This is a genomic window from Pseudomonas sp. PDM10 (assembly GCF_014852295.1).
In the GTDB taxonomy this organism is placed as follows: Bacteria; Pseudomonadota; Gammaproteobacteria; order Pseudomonadales; family Pseudomonadaceae; genus Aquipseudomonas.
Map to the genome: position 1 here is coordinate 76777 of NZ_JACVBJ010000004.1, position 13121 is coordinate 89897.

The following is a 13121-nucleotide window of genomic DNA, read 5'->3' on the forward strand; positions in this document are numbered from 1 at the left end:
GACATTTACCAGATTGCGATATCGCTATCGCAGACACCATCAAGTCGGCAGCAAACGTGCAACTTGATAACGATTGAGCGCACTTTCAATCAATGCAACTCAAACAACAGGGCAAGAAAGAGGGTCTTGCTAAAACGTGTTATGTAATCGTCCAGCACAAGCCTTTGACGCGGCTGCTGAGAAAGTCATTAAATACTTTGATTCGCGGACTTAAGTATTTACGGTTCGCGTAAATCAGACTGACTGATTCTTTTGTTCCGGTATAAAACTCGGACAGCACAGGGACGAGACGACCTTGACGAATATCCTCGCCAATATGAAATCCGGCTAACTTGACGACGCCCGCCCCTTGCAGCGCCAGATCTCGCAACAGGTCACCCTGGCTGAATGACGCGCGACTGCGGAACGGCACCTTGATCAAGCGACCGTTTTCCCGAAACGACCAGGCGCTCCACTGACTATCGAAACTGAACCCGAAGCACTGATGCTCCAGCAAGTCCTGCGGATGGAGCAGAGGCGCCTGACGGGCCAGGTATTCGGGTGAAGCGCACACAATCCATTCATTGTCATTCAGACGTTGGGCCACGCGGGAAGAGTCAGGCAGGAACCCACTGTGAATCGCCACATCCACGCCTTGCTCAAACAGGTCGATGTATTGCGGCCCCAGCTGAATGTCGAGATCAAGGAGCGGGTAAGTGGCAAGAAATTCAGGTAGCCACGGCATTATCTGATGCTTTGCGAACGTGGTCATCGTATGCACGCGTAGCATGCCACTGACCCTGGTGGGCAATCGCTCGGCCAGTGAGTCCGCCTCGCTCATGGCATCGACGACGGCCAGTGCACTTTTGAGGTACGCCGCGCCCTCCTCCGTCAGCAGCAGTGCCCGAGAACTTCGCACAAACAATCGCACCTGCAAGCGATCTTCCAGTCGTGAAATGAGCTTGCTGACGGCCGAGGGGGTCAGATGGCCGGCGCGGGCTGCCGCGGAAAAACTGCCATGTTCGGCTGCTCGGATGAAGGCGAGCATTTGGGAATAGTTGTCCAGACCTCTCCTCCTTTTCTTATTAGTATCGGCCACGGAGCCGACGGCTTTGGGAGCACATGGGTTTAAACTATTACATCTCTGAATCTATGGATACGCCGCGTTATTCACACCGGATGTGAATTTTGTTCACAACAAAAACCCATGGGTATCCATCAGCCAGTCGATTAGCTGTGATCAGTTTTATGCGTTTGCCAAGGGGCCGGGCCGCTCAAATACTCAAGCGGATTACAATAAGAGAGCCCCCCACATGGTTGATGCACTGCGTTCTCAAGACTCGCCTTACTCATTGTCATTCAGTCAGGACTGTATGGAGGGTCGCCTGGCCCCCTTTGCCGATCTAGCGGTCGAGCCTCTGGCCGTCCCGTCAGATCGCTCGGTGGTGCATGTCACCGATGAGCTCAATCGTTACATCGCCTTGATCGAACATCCTTATGGGCGGCTCAATCGGGTCATTGCGCAAATGGCTGGGTTGCTGATTCTCGGGCAAGCCAGCAATGGCTTTTCGACCTACGCGCAATTAGCCAACACCCCCGAGCAAGCGCTGATCGAAACCCTGGATCTGCTGGCCCACCTCAAGGTGCCAGTCACGGTGGCAGTGCATTTCAAACACCTCTCACTCGCGGCCAGCAACCTGCTGCATCTCTCTCGAGCCTTGCATCACAACATCACTAACGCTACTGCTTTCAAAACGCGCGCCCCCGAATGGCTGAGCGAACTCAACAAGGCCAACGCACTCTTGCGCTGCATCGCCATCCCGCACGCAGGGCTTATGCCGGTGGACCTGCAAAACACCTGTTTTTGTTGTTCGCAGCAGTGAAACCACAGTCAATCAAAGACCAATAAAAGAGGCTGTCATGTCCCCCTACTCGATCTGGATTCTCGAATACGCCCACATCCCTGATTTTCCAGTCAGCGGTATCAAATACGGCATCCATAACGAAGGTGTTCGAAAGTTGCCGTACTGCTACGTGCTGATCAAAGGAAATGGCCGGACCATTATGGTGGACATCGGTTACAACCATCGTGACTACGGTCAGGCCCTGGCTGGGCAGTTTGGCGTGACTAACTGGCATTCCGCGCGAGAGGTTCTGGCTCAGTGCGATGTGACGCCCGAAGACATCGATACCGTGTTTGTCACACACGCGCACTTTGACCATTTCGGTAACACCGATGCCTTCCCCAATGCGCGGTTCTACCTTCAGGAACGAGAACTGTCGAAATGGATCTGGGCCATGGCCCTGCCGGATCGACTGAACTGGACGCGCACGGGTCTTGATCCCTCGGATATTCTCCGTGCAGTGGAACTGGCCCGCCAAGGACGGCTGATTTGCGTAGATGGCGAAATGGAAGATGTAGCGCCTGGCATTGATCTACGCGTTGCATTCGACAGCCACACCTTCGGCTGCATGTGGGTACATGTGCGCAACGATCTGGCAGCGGTCGCTCATAACAGCTGGGTGTTGGCCGGAGACCTTGTGTACGTCTACGACAACATGGTGGCCAATCCGCAGATCATCAACAGTGATATCACTGGAACGCTAGACTACCGTCCCGTTGGCCTGGCGCAAAACAGCAACACCAACTTGGTGCTGGCGACCGAGGAAATGCTCAAAGCGGTCGACTATGAAGTCAAGCGAGTCATCCCTGTACACGAAGACCGTTTGAGTGAGGTTTTCCCTACCCGCGTGACGGACAAAAACCTGCGGATCATGCAAGTCTGTCTGGCAGAGGGTGAACAATCTCGCGTCTGATCACGCCGGCCTCATTACAGACAAAAGCCGTCTAAAAAGACGGCTTTTTTTATGTGTGTAGCGCTATTTCAACGCCAGGCTGTAGCTGAAAATCAAGCGATTTTCATCGGTGTTGCGCGTGTAATTGGAGCGCTGAGTCGCGTTCAGCCATTGCACTCCGACATTCTTCAGCGGACCGTCCTGCACGACATAGGTTATGTAGGTGTCGCGCTCCCACTCCTGGCCTTCCTGATTCATGTTCACCACCCTGGCTTGGTCACCCTGCACATAAACCGTGGTGAACGTCAGCCCAGGCATTCCCGCAGCGGCAAAGTTGTAGTCATAACGCGCGCGCCAGGAGCGTTCCCTGGCGCGGGAGAAGTTACTGACCTGCAACTCGGTGAACAGGTAACTGACCGTGCCGTCAATCAACGGATAGGCTGTATCGCCCCACTGTTTCTGATACCCGCCACTGACGGTATGACCGTCGATGGAATACCCGAAATTGGTGCTGAGCGCCTGGTTATCTACATGGCCTCCCAGTGCCGCGCCAGCGTCGCTGCCGTCAAAGTAGCGTAGCTCTCCCAATAGACGACCAGGGCCCAATGGCGTGTTGTATTTGAGGCCCACGAAACCTTGTTGGTAGATGTCCTGGAGTCGGCCGAAATGCAAACTCGCCAGCAGATCCCGGGTGATTTGATAGTCGGCCGCGGCAAACTTGAAATCGTCAGAGCGCGCCGCGCTGGAGTACTGTCCGGATTGGCTGGTGATTCCCATTTTTTCGAAATCGGTAGAGTCGCGTTGCTTCACTTGACTGATATGGCCCAGGTTCAACGTCAGGTTTTCGATGGCTTTGCTGGTCAGTTGCTGGCCTTCAAAAGTCTGGGGGAATAGACGACTGATATTTGGCTGTATCACCGCGATGCCTGCGGGTTGGAGGCTACCGACGAATAGTTCGTTGCTGTCAAAGAGGCGCGCCTTGGCCGTCAATCCCAACTTCGAATAGTCATCAGCAGCGCGTTTGGCGTAGGGCTTGCCTGGATGATCGGACACAGCCTGGCGCGCCAGTATGCCGGTACCCGAACGCTCAGGCGCCGAGTCAAGCTTGATGCCGAGCATGCCGATTGCGTCCAGTCCGAACCCGAGCGGCCCATCGGTATAACCGGATTGGTATTTCATAACAAAACCTTGCGCCCACTCCTGGGCCTTGGAGGGCCCCGTGCCGTCTCGGTAATCGCGATTGAAATAGTAGTTTTTGGTACTGAAATTCAAGCGGCTGTCTTTGAGAAAGTCGGCTTGGGCCAGGGCCGGAACCGCGGCCACTATGCCCGTCAAGCAGACAACATTCATTCTCGGAGTCATGTTTTGTATACCTGTTTTATTGTTATGGGTACGTCGTATATGAATAAACACACTCGGTTTTCAGACGTGCGAAACCGTCAGGCCAGATCTGAAGATCCGGCCTGTTCGCTTTAACAGAGGTCTTATTGCCTATCAGCGATGCCGAAAGACTGGCAATCGTTTCTCAACGAATGCGCGGGCACCTTCTTTCTGATCCTGGGTCGCGAACAACGAGTGAAACGTGCGACGTTCGAAACCGAGCCCTTCGCTCAATCCGGTTTCATACGCTCGATTCACACACTCTTTAAGGAGCAACAAACTCGGTAATGAACGCTCGGCAATTTTCTTCGCGATCGCACTGACTTCGTCCAGCAACTGCCCCGTGGGCACCACTCTCGATACCAGTCCAATAGCCTCGGCTTCTTCGGCACCGATTCGACGGCCCGTCAGGCACAGATCCATGGCTTTTGCTTTACCGACCCAGCGCGATAGACGTTGAGTTCCGCCCGCACCGGGTATCAACCCCAGAGATATCTCCGGCAACGCGAAACTTGCGTTGTCCGCGGCCACGATCAAGTCGCACATCATCGCCACTTCGCAGCCTCCGCCCAGCGCATAACCGGCCACTGCAGCGATCATGGGCTTACGGCAGCGGGCAATTCGGTCCCATTCGCCAAGAAAGTTATTGACGCTGGTTTGCGGGAATTCCTGATTGAGCGCTTCCAGAATATCTGCCCCCGCAGCGAAAGCCTTGGTGCTGCCGGTCAAGACAATGCAGCCGATGCTTTCGTCTTCTTCAAAACAATCCAGCGCCTGGGAAATTTCCAGAATCATCTGGGTGTTCAACGCGTTCATTGCCTCGGGACGGTCGAGCGTGATCCATCCGACGCGTTCGCTCCGTTTTACGCGCACGTAGTTAAAAAGGCCTAAGGCCACCCTGTCTCCCATTCCAGTCTCCTGCGTTGATCGGCTGCGTCAGCCGTGCTTATCGGGTACGTTCGAGAATGCTGACGTAATTGGCCACAGCGGCCCCGCCCATGTTGAAAATCCCCCCCAGCCGCGGTGTATCGGCCAGCTGCAGGCCCGGTGATTCGCCGGCCAGTTGCATGGCGGTCATGACATGCATGGACACCCCGGTCGCGCCGATTGGATGCCCTTTGGCTTTCAACCCACCGGACAGATTCACCGGTAATCGCCCATCCGGCTCTGTCCATCCTTCCAGAATGGCCCGGGCGCCCTGACCTGGCGGGGTGAGCCCCATCGCTTCATATTCGATCAGTTCGGCAATCGTGAAACAGTCATGGGTTTCAACGAAATCGAGGTCGTCGAGTGCCAGACCGGCCATGCCCAGCGCAGCTTGCCAGGCCTTGGCAGCGCCCTCGAAGCGGGTGATGTCTCGGCGACTGATCGGCAAGTAATCATTGACCTGTGCCAGCGCACGAATGCTGATCACCCGCTCTGTTCGTGCCGCCATGTCGTCGCTGACGAGCACCAACGCCGCAGCCCCGTCAGACACAAGCGAGCAGTCCGTGCGACGCAACGGAGCAACGACATATGGGTTGCCAGTGGACACCTGGTGACAGAAATCCACGTCCAGATTTTTACGCAAGTGAGCCAATGGATTGAGACTGCCATTGCGATGGTTTTTTGCCGCGATGTGGGCAAGTGCCAGGGATTGATTGCCATAGCGGGCGAAATACTGCTGGGCGATACCCGCGAACAACCCGACGAACGAGGCCTCGGGGCCGCCCTCCTGGGCTACGTAACTGGCCGAAACCAGTGCCTTGCGCACGACGTCTTCAGCGACCGCAGTCATTTTCTCGACGCCAACCACCAGAACCACCTTCGCCTGGCCGGACATGATCAGGCTGGATGCCTGTCTTACCGCTGCGGAACCCGTGGCGCAGGCATTTTCCACTCGTGTCGAAGGCTTGTAGCGCAAGCCGGGGTCGGCCTGCAGAACCAGGGACGCCGGAGATCCCTGAGGATCCAGCCCCTGGTTGAAGTGCCCTATGACAATCTCATCCACATCCAGAGCTTCAAGACCCGCATGTGCCAAAGCGTCCACAGTAACCCGCGTAATCAGCGATTCAAGCGTGTCATTCGCTAGCTTGCCGAAGGGGGTGTGAGCCCAACCTATGATATTGCCAACCATGTCAGGTTCTCCGTCAATCGTCATTTCAGTCCGACAATATTCTTAATCGGTATCGTGAATATGCGCAACAGGTGATTTTATCGCTTGACGTTCAATTTTCGGTCCGACAATAATTCTCCCAGGCTCAACATCTGGAAGACAGCAGTTATGGTCGAGATCGGATTTACTCCCACTGTCCGGCGTCAATATCCCGAGGGCGTTGCACTGAGGTCAGAGTTGGCAAGCCAGGCGCTGGACTGGCCAACCATCGAGCGTTATCTCGCTGGCCATCGTTTGCAGATGGATCCCGGGGTCGCCCCTCGACAATTGTCGGGCGGCCTGGCGAACCTGAATTTCCTGGTACGCATCAACCATAACTGGATGGTGCTGCGTCGCCCTCCAGCCGGTCCGTTACCGCCGGGCGCTAACGACATGCAGCGTGAGCACCGGATCCTTTCTCGACTCTGGAGAACATTCGCATTGGCTCCGCGCAGCCATCACTTCTGTTCTGATGCCGCCATCGCCGGTGCGCCGTTTCTTTTGATCGACTATCGCGCCGGACTTTCTTTGCGCGGGGACAGCATCCAGCCACTGCCTGCGACCGAAAACACAGGCCATCAACTGTCAAATATGCTGGTGGAAACGCTCGCGCAATTGCATGCGGTCGACCTCGCCAGTGTTGGGCTGGAAGCGCTCGGTCACCCGCAAGGCTTCTTCAGGCGTAATACACTTGGCTGGATCAAGCGCGCGCAATTGATTGCCAATGGCAGCTTGAGCTGCCCTGCCCAAACCCTCGCTCAATGGCTGACCGATGTCCCCGACCCTGCAGCGGGCAAACCGGTTTTGCTGCACAACGATTTCAAGCTGGACAACATTCTGATTGACCCGCAAACCCTGCAGCCCCGCGCCATCGTTGACTGGGACATGGGCACCCAGGGCGATGCGTTGTTCGACCTGGCCACGCTCCTGAGCTATTGGAGCGAACCGGACGATCCTTCCTGCATGCACCGTCTGGCGCAAATGCCGACGCTGCAACCGGGCTTTGCCAATCGCGAAGCAGTCGCTAATACCTACAGCGCGCTGACCGGACGCGGCCTGGAAGACTTGAAGCCCTACCGGGTCCTGACGATGTTCAAACTGGCCGTAGTGTTTCAACAATTGCACCGCCGCCACCTGCTCGGTGAAACCAAAGATCCGCGTTACGCCGACTTCGGCCAACTGGCCGAAGACCTCTTCGAATTCACCCTCACTATCGCCAACGATAAAATCCTCTGAGGACGTTGCTATGGACTTCACGCTGCCCGACTCACTCGTACAGTTGCGAGACAAGACCCGCACTTTCATTCGAAAGGTGGTCATCCCCTACGAGAAAGACCCGCGGCGCACTGCCCATGGGCCCAGCGACGAGTTGCGCGGTGAATTGATCGCGCATGCCCGCGAAACAGGCTTGCTAAGTCCCCATGTCGATACTGCTTTGGGTGGCCTTGGTTTGCCGCACATTGGTCGCGCCGTGATTTTCGAAGCGGCGGGTTACTCGATGCTGGGGCCTGTGGCGTTGAACTGTGCCGCACCCGATGAGGGCAACATGCATTTGATGCAAGCGGTCGCGTCCACCGAGCAAAAGGAACGCTGGCTAAAACCTTTGGCAGAAGGCAAAACACGTTCTTGCTTTTGTATGACCGAACCTTCACCGGGGGCTGGTTCTGACCCGACATTGCTCAAGACCACGGCAATCAACGACGGCGACGATTTCGTCATCAATGGCCGTAAATGGCTGATCACCGGTGCGGACGGTGCGGCGTTCACCATCATCATGGCCCGCACGATCGTGGACGACGTGGATGTCGGTGCCACCATGTTCCTGGCTGACCTGCCCAATCCGGGTTTTCGCATCGAACGCGCGCTGGACACGCTCGATTCATCGTTTACCGGCGGCCACGCTGAAGTCAGGCTGGAGAACATGCGGGTGTCCAAAGCGGACGTGCTTGGCGAAATCGGTGAAGGGTTTCGCTACGCACAGGTACGCCTGGTTCCGGCGCGCCTGACCCACTGCATGCGTTGGCTGGGAGCTGCGCAAAGGGCCCACGATATCGCTGTGGCCTATGCGCAGAAACGCGAGGCCTTTGGTCATCCTATCGTCGCTCACGAGGGTATCGGCTTCATGCTGGCCGATAACGAGATCGACTTGCACACCACCCGCTTGAGCATCTGGCACACAGCCTGGTTACTCGATACCGGCGAACGCGCCAGCGCGCAAAGCAGCATGGTCAAAGTGCATGCTTCGGAGGCCATCTGGCGAATCGTCGATCGTTGCGTACAAGTGCTCGGCGGTATGGGTGTCACCGCCGATACCGAAGTTGAGCGGATCTTTCGTGATGTCCGCGCATTCCGGATCTATGACGGTCCGTCCGAGGTGCATCGCTGGAGTATTGCTCGTCGTCTGGGGAGGACCGCTCAATGAACCAGGCCCTTCTTACCCCTGCGGCCGTGTTCACAGACCTCGCGGATAAAGTGGTGATCGTCACCGGCGGTGGCCGGGGACTGGGGCGCTCTATTGCCGATGGGTTCGCGAAGCAAGGTGCGACCGTGATTCTGGTGGGGCGTAATCTCGAGCAATTGAATATCGCCGCCAGCGAGATTCTTGAGGCCGGTGGCAAAGCCGCTGCATTTGTGGCTGACATCGCCGATGAAGACAGCGTGTCGACCCTGAGCAAATCAGTGTATGAAACGTACGGCAAGATCGACGTTCTGGTGAACAACGCGGGCATCAACCCTTGGTACAAGTCTGCGGAAAAAACCACCCTGCAGGAGTGGCGACAGATCCTCGACGTCAACCTTACGGGTGTGTTTCTTACGTGCAAGCACGTCGGGCAATTCATGCTCGACGCAGGTCAGGGTTCGATCATAAACATCACCTCAGTGGCGGGTCGTGTCGGCTTGGCTAAAACCACCGCCTATTGCGCTGCCAAGGGCGGGGTCGAAATGTTGACCCGCCAATTGGCCCTGGAGTGGGCACCTAAAGGCATACGAGTGAATGCCGTTGCACCCGGCTATTTCGCCACTGACCTGACTGAAGGCCTGCGCACCCATCCGGTGCTTGGGCGCCGGGTGTTGGATCGCACCCCCATGGGACGTTTCGGCGAGCCACAGGAAATTGTGGGCGCCAGTCTATTTCTGGCCTCTTCGGCAGCCGCCTATGTCACCGGTCATTCAATGGCCGTTGATGGCGGCTGGACGGCGTGCTGAGCGAGGAATCCACGATGAAACCTGAAGGTATGGCCCTCGAAGGGTTGAAGATTCTGGACCTGACCCGTTTGTTGCCGGGAGCGTTCTGCACGCAGATGCTGGCCGATCTTGGCGCCGATGTGATCAAGGTCGAACAGCCGCTGACCGGGGATTACAACCGTGCGTTCACGCCACTGAACAAAGTGGAATCCGGTTCCTTTCTGCTGCTCAACCGCAACAAGCTAAGCGTCACGCTCAACTTGAAAAGCGAACCGGGCAAACAGATCCTCCTCGACCTGGTGCGTGAGTCGGACATTTTGATCGAGGGTTTCCGTCCCGGGGTGATGCGCCGCCTGGGACTGTCCTACGAGACGTTAAGTGAGATCAATCCACGTCTGGTCTATTGCGCCATTTCCGGCTACGGCCAGGATGGTCCCGACCATCTGAAAGCCGGGCATGATCTCAACTACATGGCTGAGGCCGGTGCATTGCAGCTATTCGGTAGGGCCGGTGAAGGGCCCATCGTGCCAGGATTGTCGATCGCCGATGTGGGCGGCGGCTCACTGATGGCCACCACTGGCATTCTTGCGGCACTGCACGCCCGTCACCGTACAGGGAAGGGTCAACTGGTGGATGTGTCGATGCATGACGGGGCGATTTCCTGGCTGGCCCTGCATGCGGCCGACCTATTGTTCGCTGACATCGAGCCCAGAGGTGGCGAGCGCCCTTTTATCGGCCAGGCCCCTTGCTACAACGTCTACCTCTGCGCCGATGGCAAGTATTTCGCGCTGGGGCTGATAGAGCAGCATTTCTGGCTGCGTTTTTGCGAGCATCTGCAATTGGATCAACTCAAGGATGAACAATGGCCAACCGGCGACCGCTGCTTGTTGCAAAAGCAAGTGCTGGCCACTGTGTTCGCCACCCGGTCTCGTGATGCCTGGGTCGACACTTTCAAGGGTATCGACCTGCCTGTCGGGCCAGTGCTCGATATCGCCGAAGCCCTCGACGCACCGCAGGCGCGTCATAGACATATGCTCCAGCACATTGAACACCCTGTGGAAGGCTTGATCCCGCAGCTGGGATTTCCGGTCAAGTACTCGATGACACCCTGCTCCCTTAGAAGCCCGCCGCCACTGCTGGGTGAACACAATGAACGGGTACTTGGTGCGCTTGGCTACAGCAGCGTGCAACTTGATGAGTGGCGACGAACGCAGGTGATTTGATCCCGCTCAATGCTGCTGACGAACAAGAATAATGAAGCTCGAGGAGAACAATCATGGCCCGCAATATGGTTCATTACACCCAGACCTACCGGGACTTTCAATGGGCGCTGCCGTCGACTTTTAACTTCGGCACAGACGTTGTCGACCGCTACGCGCGTGAAGCCGATGGTCCCGCACTGATCTGGGCCAATGCTACAGGCGAGGAAATCCACCTCTCCTATTCCGACATGTCACGCCTCACCGACAGGTTCGCTTCGGTGCTGGCCAAACGCGGCATACGCCGAGGCGATCGGGTGTTGATCATGCTCCCGCGCATTCCGGACTGGCAGGTGGCGATGGTCGGCTGCCTGAAGTTGGGCGCGATTCCGATCCCTTCCGTTGAAATGCTCACCCGCAAGGACGTCAATTACCGCGTCCGTCACGCCGAGGTGCGCGCCGTGGTGGTCCGGGCCGAACATGCGGAAAAGTTCGTCGATGTGCTGAATGAAGTACCGGTCAGGTTATCGCTGGGAATCGCCCCGGGTTTCGAATCCTTTGAGAACGCGATGATCGAAGCCGACGGCGCTTTCGAAACCGCCGCATTGTCTTTGGACGATCCTGCCATTCTGTATTACACCAGTGGCTCCACCGGTGAGCCCAAAGGCGTGTTGCACCCCGCGCGCAGTCTGTATGCCTGGCGCGAAGCTGCGAAATACTGGCTCGACCTGGATCGCAGCGATGTGATCTGGTGCACCGCCGATGTCGGTTGGAGCAAGGCCGGTACGTCTATCCTGTTCGGCCCATGGAGCGCCGGGGCCTGCACCTTTTTCTACGACGGCCCGTTTGATCCCGCGCAGCGCCTGGCGTTACTGGCCAAGTACAACGTCAGCGTCTATTGCGCGCCCGGCACCGAGCTGTTTCGCGTGGTGGATGAAGATGTGGCCAGCTTCGACCTATCACGGCTGCGCCACACCGTATCGGCCGGCGAGCGACTCAACGCCTTTGTGGCAGAAAAGTGGCACAAAAAAACCGGCATCCAGGTCATGGAAGCGTTCGGCCAGACCGAAACGCTCATGACCCTGGCCAACTATGCCTGCATTCCGACCCGTGAAGGTTCGATGGGCTTGCCTTTGCCGGGCAGCGATGTCGACATCATTGACGCGCAAGGGCGACGACTGCCTAGGGGCAGCGAAGGCGATATCGCGGTGCGCGTCCCCAATCCGCTGCTGATGCTTGGCTATTACAAGGATGAAGCGCGTACCCGCGAGTCTTATATCGAGGCGGACGGCGAGCGTTGGTTTATCACGGGAGACATCGGAAGCCGAGACGCGGACGGATACTTCTTCTACAGTGGCCGGCGCGATGATGTCATCAATTCAGCGGGTTACCGCATCGGCCCAACCGAAGTTGAAAATGCCCTGCTCTCTCACCTGAGTGTCCTTGAATGCGCGGTCATTGGAACACCACATGAGGAACGGGGTGAAATCGTCAAGGCTTTCGTAATACTGCGTCCGGGTATAAAGCCGAGTGAGGAACTGGTCCGACATCTGAAAGAACACGTCAAACAGATGACCGCTCCCTATAAATATCCACGTGCCATTGAGTTCGTCGACGCGCTGCCCAAGACCCAGACAGGTAAGATCCAGCGCAGCGCACTCAGGGCACTTGAAAAAAAGAGACTCACCCTTGAAGAACAGTCCATCCATGGCACGTCCAGTTAATAGCGACCCGACAGAGTCCAGCTTCCGCATGGTGGCTCGAACGATCGAGCAGCGGATTATCTCCGGGGAAATTACGCCCGGGGACATCCTGCCGGCCGAATCCAGGCTTGCGGAACAGCTGGGCGTCAATCGTTCGACCATTCGCGAAGCCATCCGCGTGCTGGAACAGAACGGGTTCGTCAAAAGGGAACCGGGACGACGCAAGCTGATTACCTCGATTCCCCATTCGGGAGATATATCCCAGCGCCTCACCGCGACCATGGTGCTGAACCAGGTGACGTTTGAGGAATTGTGGGAAGCGATGTACGCCCTGGAGCCTGCTGCCGCAGCCGCCGCGGCGGTACGCGGCAACGACGAGGACTTCGCTGCCATCGAAGCCAATCTCGCCGCGACACGCCAGGCGTTGGAGGACAGCGCCAGCCTGGTGGAGTTGGACATCGAGTTTCACGAACTGGTCGCCACGGCCACTCGCAATCGTGCCATTCAAATGGCCCGTGCACCGTTGAGCACGCTGTTCTATCCGCCCTTTTACGCGGTGATGTCACGTCTTAATGCGGGCCAGCGGCTTTTGACCGCACATGAGCAGATATACAAGGCGATTCGTGCCCATGACGCAGCGAACGCCCGAGAGTGGATGGAAAAGCATATCCAGGATTTCGAGCGTGGGTACGAACTGGCGAATCTGAACATGGCCAGCCCGGTGCTGATGCCAGAACGATGAGG

12 protein-coding genes are annotated in these 13121 nt (G+C 57.1%); 8 read left to right on the top strand and 4 right to left on the bottom strand.

What is annotated here, in order from left to right:
- Positions 1-139: 139 nt before the first annotated feature.
- A complete protein-coding gene (locus tag IB252_RS14925) occupies positions 140-1027 on the bottom strand; it encodes a LysR family transcriptional regulator (protein WP_192409344.1) in 888 nt (295 codons plus the stop codon).
- 265 nt (positions 1028-1292) lie between these two features.
- Here IB252_RS14925 and IB252_RS14930 point away from each other — a divergent pair, with 265 nt between their 5' ends.
- The gene (locus tag IB252_RS14930; RefSeq protein WP_192409345.1) at positions 1293-1862 is read left to right on the top strand and encodes a hypothetical protein; all 570 of its coding nucleotides are present in this window, start codon (positions 1293-1295) and stop codon (positions 1860-1862) included.
- Positions 1863-1899: 37 nt separating this feature from the next.
- Positions 1900-2796: an N-acyl homoserine lactonase family protein gene (locus tag IB252_RS14935; RefSeq protein WP_192409346.1), complete on the top strand. Its 897-nt coding sequence runs from the start codon at positions 1900-1902 to the stop codon at positions 2794-2796.
- 63 nt (positions 2797-2859) lie between these two features.
- Here IB252_RS14935 and IB252_RS14940 read toward each other — a convergent pair whose 3' ends face one another.
- The 3 genes from IB252_RS14940 to IB252_RS14950 form a co-directional block, all read right to left on the bottom strand.
- A complete protein-coding gene (locus IB252_RS14940; RefSeq protein ID WP_192409736.1) occupies positions 2860-4137 on the bottom strand; it encodes an OprD family porin in 1278 nt (425 codons plus the stop codon).
- Between the two features lie 132 nt (positions 4138-4269).
- Entirely contained in the window at positions 4270-5064 is a 795-nt protein-coding gene (locus IB252_RS14945; RefSeq protein WP_192409347.1) for an enoyl-CoA hydratase-related protein, read from the bottom strand.
- A gap of 37 nt (positions 5065-5101) precedes the next feature.
- Positions 5102-6271 carry an acetyl-CoA acetyltransferase gene (locus tag IB252_RS14950; protein ID WP_192409348.1) on the bottom strand — a complete coding sequence of 390 codons (1170 nt, stop codon included), beginning with the start codon at positions 6269-6271 and terminating at the stop codon, positions 5102-5104.
- 147 nt (positions 6272-6418) lie between these two features.
- Here IB252_RS14950 and IB252_RS14955 point away from each other — a divergent pair, with 147 nt between their 5' ends.
- From IB252_RS14955 to IB252_RS14980, 6 genes are read left to right on the top strand one after another with little or no spacing between them, the layout of a single operon-like run.
- Positions 6419-7525, top strand: coding sequence for a phosphotransferase family protein (locus IB252_RS14955; protein WP_192409349.1), 1107 nt, complete (start codon positions 6419-6421; stop codon positions 7523-7525).
- Between the two features lie 10 nt (positions 7526-7535).
- A complete protein-coding gene (locus IB252_RS14960; protein WP_192409350.1) occupies positions 7536-8711 on the top strand; it encodes an acyl-CoA dehydrogenase family protein in 1176 nt (391 codons plus the stop codon).
- Positions 8708-9496, top strand: coding sequence for an SDR family NAD(P)-dependent oxidoreductase (locus IB252_RS14965; protein ID WP_192409351.1), 789 nt, complete (start codon positions 8708-8710; stop codon positions 9494-9496). Before IB252_RS14960 ends, IB252_RS14965 begins: the two co-directional genes overlap by 4 nt.
- 14 nt (positions 9497-9510) lie before the next feature.
- Positions 9511-10698, top strand: coding sequence for a CaiB/BaiF CoA transferase family protein (locus IB252_RS14970; RefSeq protein WP_192409352.1), 1188 nt, complete (start codon positions 9511-9513; stop codon positions 10696-10698).
- 53 nt (positions 10699-10751) lie between these two features.
- Positions 10752-12398 (top strand): acyl-CoA synthetase, encoded by a 1647-nt coding sequence (locus tag IB252_RS14975; RefSeq protein WP_192409353.1) that lies wholly within the window; start codon positions 10752-10754, stop codon positions 12396-12398.
- On the top strand, positions 12382-13119 hold the full coding sequence (locus IB252_RS14980; RefSeq protein ID WP_043302335.1) for a FadR/GntR family transcriptional regulator: 738 nt from the start codon (positions 12382-12384) through the stop codon (positions 13117-13119). Before IB252_RS14975 ends, IB252_RS14980 begins: the two co-directional genes overlap by 17 nt.
- Positions 13120-13121 lie beyond the last annotated feature (2 nt).